At 59.3% G+C, this 14980-nt stretch carries 17 protein-coding genes and 1 other RNA gene; 7 read left to right on the forward strand and 11 right to left on the reverse strand.

Annotated elements, in window-relative coordinates; translation table 11 throughout:
* Positions 1–4 precede the first annotated feature (4 nt).
* The 4 genes from ABTV22_RS28845 to ABTV22_RS28860 are packed head-to-tail and all read right to left on the reverse strand — an operon-like array spanning position 5 to position 3588.
* Complete coding sequence (locus ABTV22_RS28845) at positions 5–490, reverse strand: DUF4442 domain-containing protein (protein ID WP_433737737.1); 486 nt, start codon at positions 488–490, stop codon at positions 5–7.
* Positions 483–1670 (reverse strand): 2-octaprenyl-6-methoxyphenyl hydroxylase, encoded by a 1188-nt coding sequence (gene ubiH / locus ABTV22_RS28850; protein ID WP_433737739.1) that lies wholly within the window; start codon positions 1668–1670, stop codon positions 483–485. The genes ABTV22_RS28845 and ubiH overlap by 8 nt, the downstream gene beginning before the upstream one ends.
* Positions 1667–3001: a Xaa-Pro aminopeptidase gene (gene pepP, locus ABTV22_RS28855; protein WP_433737740.1), complete on the reverse strand. Its 1335-nt coding sequence runs from the start codon at positions 2999–3001 to the stop codon at positions 1667–1669. The genes ubiH and pepP overlap by 4 nt, the downstream gene beginning before the upstream one ends.
* Before the next feature lie 26 nt (positions 3002–3027).
* Positions 3028–3588 (reverse strand): YecA family protein, encoded by a 561-nt coding sequence (locus tag ABTV22_RS28860; RefSeq protein ID WP_433737741.1) that lies wholly within the window; start codon positions 3586–3588, stop codon positions 3028–3030.
* Between the two features lie 210 nt (positions 3589–3798).
* Between ABTV22_RS28860 and ABTV22_RS28865 the strand changes: the two genes are divergently transcribed.
* From ABTV22_RS28865 to ABTV22_RS28880, 4 genes are all read left to right on the forward strand, one after another.
* Positions 3799–4008: a TIGR02449 family protein gene (locus ABTV22_RS28865; RefSeq protein ID WP_007940359.1), complete on the forward strand. Its 210-nt coding sequence runs from the start codon at positions 3799–3801 to the stop codon at positions 4006–4008.
* Positions 4005–4322 (forward strand): cell division protein ZapA, encoded by a 318-nt coding sequence (locus tag ABTV22_RS28870; RefSeq protein WP_433737742.1) that lies wholly within the window; start codon positions 4005–4007, stop codon positions 4320–4322. Before ABTV22_RS28865 ends, ABTV22_RS28870 begins: the two co-directional genes overlap by 4 nt.
* Positions 4323–4352: 30 nt before the next feature.
* Positions 4353–4531: non-coding RNA, 6S RNA (gene ssrS, locus ABTV22_RS28875), on the forward strand.
* 103 nt (positions 4532–4634) lie between these two features.
* Complete coding sequence (locus ABTV22_RS28880) at positions 4635–5240, forward strand: 5-formyltetrahydrofolate cyclo-ligase (RefSeq protein WP_433737743.1); 606 nt, start codon at positions 4635–4637, stop codon at positions 5238–5240.
* 36 nt (positions 5241–5276) lie between these two features.
* On the opposite strand, the gene ABTV22_RS28885 is transcribed toward ABTV22_RS28880, so the two are convergent.
* Positions 5277–5432, reverse strand: coding sequence for a hypothetical protein (locus ABTV22_RS28885; RefSeq protein WP_191623060.1), 156 nt, complete (start codon positions 5430–5432; stop codon positions 5277–5279).
* 196 nt (positions 5433–5628) lie between these two features.
* Between ABTV22_RS28885 and ABTV22_RS28890 the strand changes: the two genes are divergently transcribed.
* On the forward strand, positions 5629–6078 hold the full coding sequence (locus ABTV22_RS28890; RefSeq protein WP_433737744.1) for an EVE domain-containing protein: 450 nt from the start codon (positions 5629–5631) through the stop codon (positions 6076–6078).
* A 90-nt stretch (positions 6079–6168) separates the two neighbouring features.
* On the opposite strand, the gene ABTV22_RS28895 is transcribed toward ABTV22_RS28890, so the two are convergent.
* Positions 6169–6576 carry a flagellar basal body-associated protein FliL gene (locus ABTV22_RS28895; RefSeq protein ID WP_433737745.1) on the reverse strand — a complete coding sequence of 136 codons (408 nt, stop codon included), beginning with the start codon at positions 6574–6576 and terminating at the stop codon, positions 6169–6171.
* 150 nt (positions 6577–6726) lie between these two features.
* On the opposite strand from ABTV22_RS28895, the gene ABTV22_RS28900 reads away from it, so the two are divergent.
* Complete coding sequence (locus ABTV22_RS28900; RefSeq protein WP_433737746.1) at positions 6727–7704, forward strand: NADPH:quinone oxidoreductase family protein; 978 nt, start codon at positions 6727–6729, stop codon at positions 7702–7704.
* Between the two features lie 51 nt (positions 7705–7755).
* Here ABTV22_RS28900 and ABTV22_RS28905 read toward each other — a convergent pair whose 3' ends face one another.
* Complete coding sequence (locus ABTV22_RS28905) at positions 7756–8373, reverse strand: energy transducer TonB (RefSeq protein ID WP_433741536.1); 618 nt, start codon at positions 8371–8373, stop codon at positions 7756–7758.
* Positions 8374–8701: 328 nt separating this feature from the next.
* On the opposite strand from ABTV22_RS28905, the gene glpT reads away from it, so the two are divergent.
* Positions 8702–10051, forward strand: coding sequence for a glycerol-3-phosphate transporter (gene glpT / locus ABTV22_RS28910; RefSeq protein ID WP_433737747.1), 1350 nt, complete (start codon positions 8702–8704; stop codon positions 10049–10051).
* Here glpT and ABTV22_RS28915 read toward each other — a convergent pair.
* The 4 genes from ABTV22_RS28915 to rho form a co-directional block, all read right to left on the reverse strand.
* Entirely contained in the window at positions 10027–10695 is a 669-nt protein-coding gene (locus ABTV22_RS28915) for a gamma-glutamylcyclotransferase (protein ID WP_433737749.1), read from the reverse strand. The genes glpT and ABTV22_RS28915 overlap by 25 nt on opposite strands.
* 316 nt (positions 10696–11011) lie before the next feature.
* Positions 11012–11980 carry a CDP-6-deoxy-delta-3,4-glucoseen reductase gene (locus ABTV22_RS28920; RefSeq protein ID WP_433737750.1) on the reverse strand — a complete coding sequence of 323 codons (969 nt, stop codon included), beginning with the start codon at positions 11978–11980 and terminating at the stop codon, positions 11012–11014.
* Positions 11980–13446, reverse strand: a complete 1467-nt coding sequence (ubiD, locus tag ABTV22_RS28925) for a 4-hydroxy-3-polyprenylbenzoate decarboxylase (RefSeq protein ID WP_095196262.1) — start codon at positions 13444–13446, stop codon at positions 11980–11982. Before ubiD ends, ABTV22_RS28920 begins: the two co-directional genes overlap by 1 nt.
* A gap of 142 nt (positions 13447–13588) precedes the next feature.
* The gene (rho, locus tag ABTV22_RS28930) at positions 13589–14848 is read right to left on the reverse strand and encodes a transcription termination factor Rho (protein ID WP_433737752.1); all 1260 of its coding nucleotides are present in this window, start codon (positions 14846–14848) and stop codon (positions 13589–13591) included.
* Positions 14849–14980 lie beyond the last annotated feature (132 nt).

The following is a 14980-nucleotide window of genomic DNA, read 5'->3' on the forward strand; positions in this document are numbered from 1 at the left end:
TGCTTTAAGCCTGTCTCGATTGCGGCTTGAGCCGCACGTAAAGGGTTTTTCCGACGCGCGCCACCAGGTGGCCGGCGGCGTCGTGAATATCGACCTGCAATTGCGGCAGGTATTTGTCGCCACCAGCCGTCTGCCGACGGATTTCGTCGAGCAGGGTGTCATCGATGTTGAATCGGGCGAACACCGGGCCTTTGCCGGGCGCAATGAAATCAATGTCGGCGGCCCGGTCCCAGACGATGTAGTGGCGCCCCAGGTTTTCCATCAGCATCAGCATGAAGAACGGGTCGACCATCGAGTACAGGCTGCCGCCGAACTGTGTACCGACGTAATTGCGGTTGTACCAACCCAGGCCCATGGTCACCCGGACATCGCGAAAATCATCGCTGATGTGTTGCACCCGAACCCCGGCGCCAAAATATGGCGGGTAGAGGTTCATGAACCAGCGCATCAACCGTGCCTTGCCAAAGGTGTTGGTCAGCCACTTATACATCGGGGCGTGTACCCAGGCCCATGGCTTGTCGAGCGAACCAGCGCTTGGCCGGCGGCAGCAGATCCAGGCCGAGCAAGCCGAGATTGCGCCCCAGCGAAACCAGTGGCTGTTTGCTGCCGAACAAGCGCGTGACCTGATCGGAGAAGCCGACAGTGAGGTTCTGGTCCAGGCGCTGCCCTTCGCGATAGGCCTGCAGAGTCGCGAAGTCCCCCAATGCCCGTTCGCTGGCGAGCAACGCATCGGCCAACGCCTGGGCATCGCGCAGGGACAGGTTGAAGCCCTGACCGGCAATCGGGTGCAGGCTGTGGGCGGCGTTGCCCAGTATCGCCAAGTGCGGACGCACTTGCTCTTCGGCCTCCACCAGCGACAGCGGGTACAGATGCCGGGCACCGACCTGCTTCAGTGTGCCGAGGCGATAGCCGAATACGCTCTGCAATTCGTTGAGGAAACTGTGTTCATCAAGAGTCGCCAAGCGTTGCGCGTCCATGCCCAGACGGGTCCAGACCAGGGCGCAGCGATTGTCCGGCAGTGGCAGCAACGCCATCGGGCCGTCGTCGGTGAAACGCTCGAATGCCATGCCGTTGTGCGCTTCGCTCGGGGTGATGTTGGCGATCAGCGCGCTCTGGTTATACGGACGCTTTCTGATACCGATGCCCAACTGCTCGCGCAGACCGGAGCGGCCGCCATCAGCCAGCACCGCGAGGTCGCACTCGAGCGTGGTTTCATCATTGAGCATCAAGCGATAGCCGTCGGTGAGCGGCTCCAGGCGAGTCACTTCCGCCGGGCAACGCCAACTGACCACGTCCTGGTCCAGACCTTGCCATAGGCATTGGCCGAGCCAGGCGTTTTCCACCACGTAGCCCAACGCCGGGACACCCTCTTCCATCGCCGACAGTCGCGCCGTGGAAAAGCGCCCACGGTCGGAGACGTGAATCTGCTTGATCGGTTCGGCACGACGGGAGATGGCCTGCCAGACACCCAGACGCTGATAAATCTGTCGAGCACCAAAGGACAATGCCGTGGAACGCGCATCGTAGCTGGGCTGGTAGGTGTCGCCGGGCGCAAAGGGTTCGATCAGCACGATCTTCCAGCCACGGGCCTTGGCCCCTGCCTGCAATGCCATTGCCAGGCTGGCACCCACCAGCCCTCCCCCGATAATCGCCAGATTGACTCGATTCATGCCGCTTGTGTCCGTGCTTGCGCCATCAAAGCCTCGATCTCGGCGACCGTTTTGGGGACGCCGCCGGTCAGAATCTCACAGCCGTTTTTGGTGACCACAACATCGTCCTCAATGCGCACGCCAATGCCGCGCCATTTCTTGGCCACTTTCTGGTTGTCCGGGGCGATGTAGATCCCCGGTTCGACAGTCAGCGCCATGCCGACTTCCAGTACGCGCCATTCACCGCCGACCCGGTACTCGCCCACGTCATGCACATCCATGCCCAGCCAATGCCCGGCGCGGTGCATGTAGAACGCCTTATAGGCTTCGCTGGCGATCAGTTCCTTGACGTCGCCCTGCAGCAAACCCAACTCGACCAGACCGGTGGTGATCACCCGAACCGTGGCTTCGTGGGCCTGGTTCCAGTGCTTGTTCGGGGCGATTTCGGCAAACGCGGCTTCCTGGGCAGCCAGTACCAGTTCGTAGATCGCCTTCTGCTCCGCAGAATATTTGCCATTGACCGGCCAGGTGCGGGTGATGTCGCTGGCATAGCAATCAATCTCGCAACCGGCATCGATCAATACCAGATCACCGTCCTTGAGCACGGCGTCATTCTGCTGGTAATGCAGGATGCAACTGTTGCGCCCAGCGGCGACGATCGAGCCATAGGCCGGCATCTTGGCCCCGCCCTTGCGGAACTCGTAATCAAGTTCGGCTTCCAGGCTGTACTCATACAAACCGGCGCGGCTGGCCTGCATCGCACGCACGTGGGCCTGGGCGGAAATCCGTGCAGCCTCGCGCATCACTTTCACTTCTGCCGCAGATTTATACAGGCGCATGTCATGCAGCAGATGATCCAGGGCAACGTATTCGTTCGGTGGCTGGGCACCGAGATTGGCCTTGGAACGGATCACGTTGATCCACTCCATCAAGTGCCGGTCGAATTCCGGGTTGCTGCCCATGGCCGAATACACCCGGTCACGGCCTTCGATCAGGCCGGGCAGGATGTCGTCGATGTCCGTGATCGGGAAGGCATCATCGGCGCCATAGTCGCGGATCGCGCCCTCCTGCCCTGCGCGCAGACCGTCCCACAACTCACGCTCGGCGTTGCGTTCGCGGCAGAATAGGATGTATTCGCCATGCGCGCGCCCCGGCATCAGGACCAGCACAGCCTGCGGCTCTGGGAAACCACTGAGGTACTGAAAGTCACTGTCCTGGCGATAGACGTGTTCGACATCGCGGTTGCGAATGGCCACCGCGGCGGCGGGCAGGATGGCAATGCTGTTGGGTTCCATCTGCGCCATCAGGGCCTTTCGGCGACGGCTGTATTCCGATTTCGGGATATGAATCATGGGCAGATGGCGTTCCCTGGCTTTGATCAGTGCAACGACGGTTTGGCAGCCGCCGGCTCGTCGGCTTTCCGGGTTTCGGAGAACAGCAACAACGGCGCGACGCGCAGGTACTCCATGACTTCCATGTAGTCGGTTTCGCCATCTTCGGACTCTTCCAGGGCGTCTTGCACCTGGGAAATGGCAGCCAGGTCCTGCAACACTTCGGTTGCCTCGGCACTCAACATGCTGCTGTCGCGGCAGTTCAAACCGAAACCGCTGAGGAAGCCCTGGCACCACTGGCCCAGTGCCGCGGCGCGTTCGGCCAGCGGGGCATCGTCGCTCGGCAGCAGCAGGACGACGGTCACGTCGTCGCCGGTGAGCTCGCCCTTGACCATCTCTTGCAGGCCGATCAGAGCGGCGCGAACGTTGTCCTGCGGCTCGCTTTCAAGCAGTTCGGCGGCATCGATCAGCCAGCCCTCGGCATCGAAACCGGCACCGGCGCAGCTGCGGCCGAGCAACAGGCCGTGCAGTTCGGCAGGCGAGACAGGATGACCGCTGGAAGTCAGCAGGGTGGCGAAGGCTTGGTACGGAGAATTCTGAATGGGCATGGGTAGCTAGGCGCCAGACGGCGCTATGTCTAGAATGAAGGCCTTGTATCCTACATCGACTACCCCTGTAGGAGCGAGCATGCTCGCGATGGTCGCCAACGATAACGCTGGGTTCCTGACACTCCGCGGCACTTCTTGGGTTCATCGCGAGCATGCTCGCTCCTACAATGGACTGCCAGCTACCACCCATCAGACGAAACAGTGGACACAATGGAAGACACCGACCTGCAAGCGCTGATGGCCAGACTCGAGCTGCTGATTACCCGAGTCGAGCAACTTAAGAGTCAAAATGCACTCTTACTAGCTCAGGAAAAGACCTGGCGCGAGGAACGCGCTCACCTCATTGAAAAAAACGAAATCGCCCGGCGTAAGGTCGAATCGATGATTTCGCGCCTCAAGGCCCTGGAGCAAGACTCATGAGTTCAAGCAATAGCGTCACCGTGCAGATCCTCGACAAAGAATATTCGATCATTTGCCCACAGGAAGAGCGCAGCAATCTGGTGAGTGCCGCCCGTTACCTGGACGGCAAGATGCGCGAGATCCGCAGCAGCGGCAAAGTCATCGGCGCCGACCGCATCGCCGTCATGGCCGCGTTGAACATCACTCACGACCTGCTCCACAAGGAACAACGCCCGGACATCCAGGCCAGCGGCTCGACCCGTGAACAGGTGCGCGACCTGCTCGATCGCGTCGATCTGGTCCTTGCCACCGATCCGGACGTCACCAAAGGCTGATTCGCTGCGGCGCATGGGGTATACTCCCATCACTCCCTGGGGTGTTTGCCAGTTGACGACGTCCCTGAGCCGATTTGCTATGCCCTGGAAGTTGCACGTTGGGCTGGTGTGCATGTCCGCTAGACGGAAAGCCTTAAAGCCTACTGCGTCTTCCACCTTGAACTCTCGGGTTCAAGGGCTAAGTCGATAGCGGCACATTCGGGGAGCCTGATTCCTAGCCGATGCCGGTTTTTATACCGGCATCGGCTTTTTTATGGATTCGCTTTTCTACAGAAGATACGATTTACCTTTCCGTACTGCCGGCCCGAATACATGAACGAACCTGCGCTGCTTCCCCGCCCGCAACTTCGACGCATGCTGCGCAAGGCCCGCCGCGCACTGACACCCAGCCAGCAGCGCCAAGCGGCTTGCGGGTTGTATAAGCAGCTGGCCCAGCAACCGCTGTTCCGACGCGCCAAACACATTTCTCTTTATCTGCCCACCGACGGTGAAATCGACCCGCGCCTGCTGCTGCGTGCCGCCCAACGCCGGGGCAAGGCCACCTATCTACCGGTGCTCAGCGCCTGGCCGCGAACCAAAATGGTGTTCCAGCGTATCCGCCCCGGCGAAAAACTCAGGCCCAATCGATTCCGTATTCTGGAGCCAAGGCACAACCTCGCCCGGCAACGTAAAGTCTGGGCGCTGGATCTGGTCTTGTTACCGTTGGTAGGGTTTGACGATGTTGGCGGGCGACTGGGCATGGGCGGTGGCTTCTATGATCGAAGCCTGGCTTACCTGACGCGCCGAAACGACTGGCGCAAGCCAACGCTGTTGGGTCTGGCCCATGAATGTCAGAAGGTAGAGCGACTGGCTCAGGCGAGCTGGGATGTGCCGTTGCAAGGAACGGTGACGGACAAGGCCTGGTACTACGCGGGCTAGACGCCACTGCACGTCAGCGGCGTCAGAAAGAAAAGATCAGCGTTTGAAAGCAGTCGACTGTTGCTGCAACGGAGAGATCTCAACCGGCGCATCGATCTTGTTGGCCCACAGGCTTTGGGCATAGCCGGTAGTAACGACACCAAGGCCAAACAAAATAACCAAAATCCATAGTAAATCCGGTTTGCGTTTCATCGACTGCCCCCCAAAGGCATATCAATACGATGACAGCAGCGGTTTCCGTTTTGTAGGCCGTGCAGCAGCGTCAAGCTTTAAAGGCCGGCATTTTGCGACAACGTGAACCGTCACGCAAATGGTGGCGTCAACCGACTGTCGGTTTGTCATAAAATTGCCGGACAACCTGTCCACACACCTCGCAAGGAGCCAAACCATGGCCTATTGGCTGATGAAATCCGAGCCCGACGAGCTCTCGATCAAAGGCCTGGAGAAGCTCGGAAAAGCTCGCTGGGACGGGGTTCGCAACTATCAGGCGCGTAACTTTCTGCGGGCCATGGCGGTGGGGGACGAGTTCTTCTTCTATCACTCCAGCTGCCCCGAACCGGGCATTGCCGGGATCGGCAAAATTGTCGAAGCCGCGTATCCGGACCCGACGGCGCTGGAGCCGGAAAGTCATTATTACGATCCAAAGGCAACGCCTGAGAAAAACGCCTGGAGCGCGATCGATGTGGCGCATGTCGAGACGTTTTCACGAGTGTTGAAGCTGGACTACCTGAAACAGCAGACGGCGCTGGCGGAGATGCCATTGGTGCAAAAGGGTTCGCGGCTTTCAGTGATGCCAGTGACGGCTGAGCAGTGGGCGGCGGTGATTGCGCTGCGCTGAATGGACATCAACATTGTAGGAGCCGGCTTGCTGGCGATGGCGAATTCGAGGGCGCTATCGCCAGCAAGCCGGCTCCTACAGAATCCAGCACTACTGGATAATGAGGTTGTTGAATAACAGGTCCTCAACCACCGGCTTGCCGGTTTCGTCATTCATGATCTGCTGGGTTTGCTTGAGCGCTTCCTGACGCAACTTTTCCTTGGCCTCGACGTTGTTCATCGTCTCGGTGGTCTGCTGGGCAAACAGCGCCACCAGCTGATTACGGATCAGCGGCTCGTTGGCCTTGACCGCTTTGGCCGCCTCGTCACCGGTGACTCGCAACGCCACGTCAGCCTTGTAGACTTTGAGCTTGGGCGTACCGTCCAGCCCGTAGTTACCCACAAATGGCGGGCTCAGGGTGATGTAATTGACCTTCGGCGCTGCATTTTCCGCCGCTTCTTCGGCCACCGCTGCCACAGGCAGGGACAGGGCCAGCATCAACATGATCCACGCTTTCACAATTGCTTCCTCATCCGGTTTGCGGCCTAGCATAACGACCCGCCGCTCAAGCACAAGCTTATGGCGGACTATCAGGGCCGGGCATGCTCGTTGACCCGTTAACTCACACACCTACACTTATCGGCCATCACTCCAAAAGGAATAGCCCTGATGAAAGCCGTGCTGTGCAAAGCCTTCGGCCCTGCCGAATCGCTGGTGCTGGAAGACGTCGCCAGTCCTGTCGCGAAGAAGAATGAAATCCTGCTGGACGTGCACGCCGCCGGGGTGAACTTCCCGGACACGCTGATCATCGAGGGCAAGTACCAGTTCAAACCGCCCTTCCCGTTCTCCCCAGGCGGCGAAGCGGCTGGCGTGGTCAGTGCGGTGGGTGAAAAGGTCAGCCACCTGAAGGTCGGCGACCGAGTCATGGCCCTGACCGGCTGGGGCAGTTTCGCTGAACAGATCGCAGTGCCTGGCTACAACGTGCTGCCCATCCCCGCCTCCATGGACTTCAACACCGCCGCGGCCTTCAGCATGACCTACGGCACCTCGATGCATGCCCTCAAGCAGCGCGGCAACCTGCAACCGGGTGAAACCCTGCTGGTGCTCGGCGCTTCCGGTGGTGTCGGCCTCGCCGCAGTGGAAATCGGCAAAGCCATGGGCGCCCGGGTGATCGCCGCCGCCAGCAGCGCAGAAAAACTCGCCGTGGCCAAGGCCGCCGGCGCTGACGAGCTGATCAACTACAGCGAAACCAGCCTCAAGGACGAAATCAAGCGCCTGACCGATGGCCAGGGTGCTGACGTCATCTACGATCCGGTCGGCGGCGACCTGTTCGACCAGGCCGTCCGCGCCATCGCCTGGAACGGTCGCTTGCTGGTGGTCGGCTTTGCCAGCGGACGCATTCCCGAACTCCCGGTGAACCTTGCCCTGCTCAAGGGTGCCGCCGTGGTCGGCGTGTTCTGGGGCTCGTTTGCCCAGCGCCAGCCACAGGACAACGCGGCGAACTTCCAGCAGTTGTTTGGCTGGTTTGCCGAAGGCAAGTTGAAGCCGCTGGTATCGCAGGTGTATCCGTTGAGCAATGCGGCGCAGGCGATCAATGATCTTGGCCAGCGCAAGGCCGTCGGGAAGGTGGTGGTTCAGGTTCGCTGAGCCAATTTGAGGGTCTGGACTTCATTCAACGCTGTCCAGACCCGATCAAAACTAAAGCAACTTGCGAATATCTTCCGGCAAAAACCTCACAAATCTGGAAACCGGACTGTTCAGGCACTCCCTGACAATGATCGGTACCTTCCTGTTCATCTTGGCGATGAGCGCCAAGCGCCGCTCGTTTGTAAGCGTTGCCGTTGAAAAGGCATTCGATAGATAAGCACGGGTGTAGTAAAACGCCGCCGTATCAGCCCAGGCATGTTCCGGGGTTTTAACCGTGATCTCGTTGAGATCACGGCACTTCAAATTCTTGAGCCATTTATTGAGATGAATCGGCTGCGTTGAATCGAATCCAAAGATCATCGGCGCAATCACTTCCTGCTCGGCAGGTTTGTCACCCTCAATCGTCCACGGCTTGAACCGCCACTGCGCTACGGCAACCCTGGTCGCCACAGCCAGATCAGGATGATCGCTTTTCAAGATGTTCACTTTGCTGACAGAGCCATCGGCACGGACCGTAAACCCGACCCGGACATCTCCGATAATCCCGGCCCGCTGCAACTCCGGGGGATAAATTGGCTTGGGGTTATGTTCCGGTATCAGGAACACCTCCTGCGCTCTGCTCTCAACAGACAACACCAACAGCAGCACCACACACACAAACCACCGCATACCCTCTCCCCTTCGTACCTGAAATGCCAGTCCTGACAGCTGACCAAGGTTAAGGATCGATGGCTTTTTGCTGAAGCTCATGGCTTCCGGTAACAACGAAGGACATTTCCCAAAGACCTGCCCTATTCCGTACAGACCAGGCGCATTAAAGCGTCAGCAGGTGAAGCTTCCTACGCCGCCCTTCATTTACGTCTGAGCGACATGTTCATAAAGGAATGCTCGCTTTCCAACATTTGCGCTTTTTTGCCGATGAGAACCGGTGCTATTTTCGGTAACGAAACTGTAACATTCGTATCCGCAGTCAAAACAAGAAATCTGGAGCTCTTGAATGTTTGCTTTCTTTCGTCCTGCCGCACATCAGGCTCCGATGCCTGAAGAAAAAATAGACAGCACCTACCGACGCCTGCGCTGGCAGATATTCGCCGGTATCTTCATCGGCTACGCCGGTTACTACCTGCTGCGCAAAAACTTCTCCCTGGCCATGCCTTACCTGATCGAAGAGGGTTACACCCGTGGCGAGTTGGGCGTGGCGCTGTCGGCGATTGCCATTGCCTACGGCTTGTCCAAGTTTCTGATGGGCATCGTCTCCGACCGCTCCAACCCGCGCTTCTTCCTGCCGTTCGGCCTGATGGTTTCGGCGGCGGTGATGTTCATTTTCGGTTTTGCGCATTGGGCGACGTCCAGCGTGACCATCATGTTCGTCCTGCTGTTCATCAATGGCTGGGCCCAAGGCATGGGGTGGCCGCCGAGTGGGCGGACCATGGTCCACTGGTGGTCGCAGAAAGAACGTGGTGGCGTGGTGTCGCTGTGGAACGTGGCGCACAACGTCGGCGGCGGTCTGATTGGCCCGCTGTTTCTGCTCGGCATGGGCCTGTTCAACGACTGGCATGCGGCGTTCTACGTACCGGCGGCAGTGGCCATGGCGGTCGCAGTGTTTGCCTTCATCGTGATGCGTGACACCCCGCAATCAGTCGGCCTGCCGCCGATCGAGAAGTACAAGAATGACTACCCGGAAGGTTACGACGCCAGCCACGAGAAGGAATTCAGCGCCAAGGAAATCTTCGTCAAGTACGTGCTGCGCAACAAAATGCTCTGGTACATCGCCCTGGCCAACGTCTTTGTCTACCTGCTGCGCTATGGCGTGCTGGACTGGGCACCGACCTATCTGAAGGAAGCCAAGGGCTTCACCGTGGACAAGACGTCCTGGGCGTACTTCTTCTACGAGTGGGCCGGCATTCCGGGGACGCTGCTGTGCGGCTGGATGTCGGACAAGATCTTCCGTGGCAATCGCGGCCTGACCGGCATGGTGTTCATGGCACTGGTGACCGTGGCGACGCTGGTGTACTGGCTAAATCCGGCCGGCAATCCGACCGTCGACATGATCGCGTTGATCTCCATCGGCTTCCTGATCTACGGTCCGGTGATGCTGATTGGCTTGCAGGCACTGGAACTGGCGCCGAAGAAAGCCGCTGGCACGGCTGCGGGCTTCACCGGCCTGTTCGGTTACTTGGGTGGTTCGGTCGCGGCCAGTGCAGCGATGGGCTACACCGTGGACCATTTCGGCTGGGACGGCGGCTTCGTCTTGCTGATCGGCGCCTGCCTGCTGGCGATGGCCTTCCTTGCGCCAACCCTGTGGCACAAGCAAGTCGCCAGTCAGAGCCGTGAAGCGCTCGCTTGATCAGCCTTTAACTGACAACGCTTAAGCCGCGCCTCCAGATTCCGGTCTGGCATGGCGTGGCTGCGCAGGGCCTGGGCGGTCTGCTCGACATAGTCGCGAGTGGTGCCGTAGCGCCCGCAAGCATTTTCGAACACGTGGCTCAACACGTGATCCGGCAGGTTGCCCGCGTAGCTGGGCAGATGCCGCTCCAAAACGAATCCCAATGCCTGAACCTGATTGCCGTCTTCAAGCCGGCAGTTGAGCCAGTGCGGGCGATAAGACGGAAACGGCATCTCACGCTTCCACAGCGCATACAGCGAAGCGTCCAGCTGCTCTTCGGGCAAACGGTAGGCGAAGCCACTGCAAGAGCCGCCACGATCCAGGCCGAACACCAGCCCGGGCATTTCCGGGGTGCCGCGATGCTCGTGGGACCACAGGTACAAACCGCGGTGATAGCCATGCACCCGCCCGCGAACACGTTCAACGGCGGTGCACTCAGGACGCCAGATTAGCGACCCGTACGCAAACAACCACACAGGCCCGCCTTTGTGGCGCGCCATGGTCGATTGCATCGAGCTGAGCAATTGTTCATGGGTGAGTTGCGGTCCCAGATCGAGCCGCGGAGGGTAAGGCAGGTTCAAAAATGAAGATTCGATGGCGCTCATGGCGAATAGCGTTCAGCTCCTCGCGAGTAAAACAGTTACTAAATAGAACGCACCGCGGAAACAATAAGGCACATGGATTTCAAGTAATTTAAGTGCCTTGGCGCGGTTCTTAATTAATTACTTGAACGATATATAACTTACCGAGATTTACGATTTTTTATAAATACCGATGGGCTATATAGAGGGATATATACCTGTAGGAGCGAGCAGGCTCGCGATGGTCGTTAACGATTACGCGGGCAGTCAGGGTGCCCGCGGCGTGCTTGAGTCCATCGCGAGCATACTCGCTCCTACAGGATGAGTGCGTAGGGGTGCATCAGGATCGGGGGGCGTAGGCGAATACGTCGGCGCGCATCTGGTGGGCGTCCATTCCCGCTTCGACCAGCGCATCCAGCGTGCCGTAGACCATCGCTGGCGAGCCGCTGGCGTACACGTGCAAGGCCTTGAGATCGGGGAAGTCTTCGCACACCGCTTCGTGCAACATGCCGCAGCGCCCTTGCCAGCCGCACTGATCGCTGACGACTTTATGCAGGAACAGATTGGGCTGTTTCAGCCACTCATCCCAATGCTCGACTTCATAGAAGTCTTCGGGACGGCGTACGCCCCAGTACAGATGCACCGGATGCTTGAAGCCTTCGGCACGGCAATGTTCGATCAAGCCATGAACCTGGCCCATGCCAGTACCGGCCGCGATCAACACCAGCGGACCGTCCGGCAACTCGGCCAGGTGCGTATCGCCAAATGGCATATCGATCCGCACCATCGAGTCGCGCTGCAATTGCTTGATCAAATTCAGTGCACTGGCCTCACGCGCCAGCACATGGATTTCCAGATCGCGTCCGGCCGAAGGTGCCGAGGCCAGGGAAAAGGACGCCTTGTCGCCGTTATCCCGATGAATCATCAGGTACTGACCGGCGTGATAGCGCGGCGGCTTTCCGGCCGGCGCGCGCAGGCGTACGCGCCAGGTATCGCCACCGACCTCGGTGCAACTGGTGACCTGACACGACAGGGTGCGCACCGGCAATTCTCCCAGCGCGAGCACGCCATCCCACAGCACGATGCAGTCTTCCAGCGGCTCTGCTATGCAAGTGTAGAACTCGCCATGGTCACGCACGAGGCCGGCCTGCTCGACCCGTCCTTCCACCAGCAGCGCGGCGCACACATGGCAATTGCCATTGCGACAGCTTTGCGGGCATTCATAGCCCAGGCGACGTGCGCCATCGAGAATCCGCTCGCCGGGCTGAATCTCCAGCACTGCTCCGGAGGGCTGCAAAGTTACACGCATCAATCTATTCCTAACTGATTCCAGATGGCATCGATCCGCTGGGTCACGGCGTCGTCCTTGACGATCACCCGGCCCCACTCGCGCGTGGTTTCGCCAGGCCATTTGTGAGTGGCGTCGAGCCCCATCTTCGAGCCCAGGCCAGACACTGGCGAAGCGAAGTCGAGGTAATCGATCGGCGTGTTTTCGATCATCACCGTGTCGCGCTTGGGGTCCATGCGCGTGGTGATGGCCCAGATCACGTCGTTCCAGTCCCGTGCGTTGATATCGTCATCGGTGACGATAACGAACTTGGTGTACATGAACTGTCGCAAAAACGACCAGACACCGAGCATTACCCGCTTGGCATGCCCCGGGTACGACTTCTTCATGGTCACGACGGCCATGCGGTACGAGCAGCCTTCAGGCGGCAGGTAGAAGTCAGTGATTTCCGGAAACTGCTTCTGCAGGATCGGCACGAATACTTCGTTGAGCGCCACGCCGAGGATCGCCGGTTCATCCGGTGGACGACCGGTGTAGGTGCTGTGATAAATCGGCTTGATGCGATGGGTAATGCGCTCGACGGTGAACACCGGGAAGCTATCGACTTCGTTGTAGTAACCGGTGTGGTCGCCGTACGGCCCTTCATCAGCCATCTCGCCTGGATGGATCACGCCCTCCAGAATGATTTCGGCAGTGGCGGGCACTTGCAGGTCGTTGCCGCGGCATTTCACCAGTTCGGTACGGTTGCCACGCAACAGGCCGGCGAAGGCGTATTCGGAGAGGCTGTCCGGCACCGGGGTCACGGCACCAAGAATGGTCGCGGGATCGGCACCCAGCGCTACGGAGACCGGGAACGGTTGGCCTGGATGCTTCTCGCACCACTCGCGGTAATCCAGCGCACCGCCACGATGGCTGAGCCAGCGCATGATGACTTTATTGCGACCGATCACCTGTTGACGGTAGATGCCGAGGTTCTGCCGGTCCTTGTTCGGCCCCTTGGTAACGGTCAGGCCCCAGGTGATCAATGGCGCGACATCGCCCGGCCAGCAGGTTTGCACGGGCAACTTCGCCAGGTCGACGTCGTCGCCTTCGATGACCACTTCCTGGCAGATCGCGTCTTTGACGACCTTGGGTGCCATCGAGATGATCTTGCGGAAGATCGGCAGCTTTGACCACGCGTCTTTCAGGCCCTTCGGCGGCTCAGGCTCCTTGAGGAACGCCAGCAACTTGCCGATCTCGCGCAGTTCGCTGACCGCTTCGGCGCCCATGCCCAGCGCAACGCGCTCGGGGGTGCCGAACAGGTTGCCCAGGACGGGAATGTCGAAACCGGTCGGTTTCTCGAAAAGCAGGGCCGGACCCTTGGCGCGCAAGGTGCGGTCGCAGACCTCTGTCATTTCGAGCACTGGGGACACCGGAACCTGGATGCGCTTGAGTTCACCGCGCTTTTCCAGCCCGCTGATAAAGTCGCGCAAGTCGCGATACTGCATGCGTGAGCCTCGTGTTGGCCGTGGCGTTCGGGGGCAGGCAGTTTAGCGCCGAACCCCGCGGTTCAGAACAGCGAACTGCCTGTTGATCAAAATTCAGATAGCAAAAAGCCGGGTTTCCCCGGCTTTTTGCTGGTCTATCGACTTACTTGCGCTTCATCGACAGGAAGAACTCATCGTTGGTCTTGGTCGTTTTCAGCTTGTCGACCAGGAACTCGATGGCAGCCACTTCATCCATCGGGTGCAGCAGCTTGCGCAGAATCCACATGCGCTGCAGCTCGTCGTCGGCGGTCAGCAGCTCTTCGCGACGGGTACCCGAACGGTTGATGTTGATGGCCGGGAACACACGCTTCTCGGCGATACGACGATCCAGAGGCAGCTCCATGTTGCCGGTGCCTTTGAATTCCTCGTAGATCACTTCGTCCATCTTCGAGCCGGTTTCAACCAGCGCGGTGGCGATGATGGTCAGCGAGCCGCCTTCTTCGATGTTGCGCGCAGCACCGAAGAAACGCTTCGGTTTCTCCAGGGCGTGGGCATCGACACCACCGGTCAGTACCTTGCCGGAGCTCGGGATAACGGTGTTGTAGGCACGAGCCAGACGGGTGATGGAGTCGAGCAGGATCACCACGTCCTTCTTGTGTTCGACCAGGCGTTTGGCCTTCTCGATCACCATTTCGGCAACCTGCACGTGGCGGGTTGGCGGCTCGTCGAACGTCGAGGCAACCACTTCGCCGCGCACGGTGCGCTGCATTTCGGTCACTTCTTCCGGACGTTCGTCGATCAGCAGCACGATCAGATGAACTTCAGGGTTGTTGCGCGCGATGTTCGCCGCGATGTTCTGCAGCATGATCGTCTTGCCCGCTTTCGGCGGGGCAACGATCAGACCGCGCTGGCCTTTACCGATAGGGGCGCACAGGTCGATGACGCGACCGGTCAAGTCTTCGGTGGAACCGTTACCGGCTTCCATCTTCATGCGCACGTTCGGGAACAGCGGGGTCAGGTTCTCGAAGAGAATCTTGTTTTTCGCGTTTTCCGGACGGTCGAAGTTGATCGTGTCGACCTTGAGCAGCGCGAAATAACGCTCGCCTTCCTTTGGAGGGCGGATCTTGCCAACGATGGTGTCACCGGTGCGCAAGTTGAAGCGACGGATCTGGCTCGGGGAGACATAGATGTCATCAGGACCGGCGAGATAGGAAGCGTCAGCGGAGCGCAGGAAGCCGAAGCCGTCCTGGAGAATCTCCAGCACGCCATCACCGGAGATTTCCTCACCGCTTTTAGCGTGCTTCTTGAGCAGGGAGAAAATCACGTCCTGCTTGCGCGAACGGGCCATATTTTCTATGCCCATCTGTTCGGCCAATTCGAGCAGTTCGGTAATCGGCTTTTGCTTGAGTTCAGTCAGATTCATATAGGAATGACGTAATCATTTATGGAGGGGGGAAATTAAGCTTTTGGCTTAATGAGGCCGCGCCGCGGAGAAGGCGACAGGATCGCGTACTTATTCGAAAAGGAGAGCGTCGGCGACGGCTAGCAGGGGGCA

The sequence above is a fragment of the Pseudomonas putida genome (genome assembly GCF_050990305.1).
Classification (GTDB): domain Bacteria; phylum Pseudomonadota; class Gammaproteobacteria; order Pseudomonadales; family Pseudomonadaceae; genus Aquipseudomonas; species Aquipseudomonas putida_AH.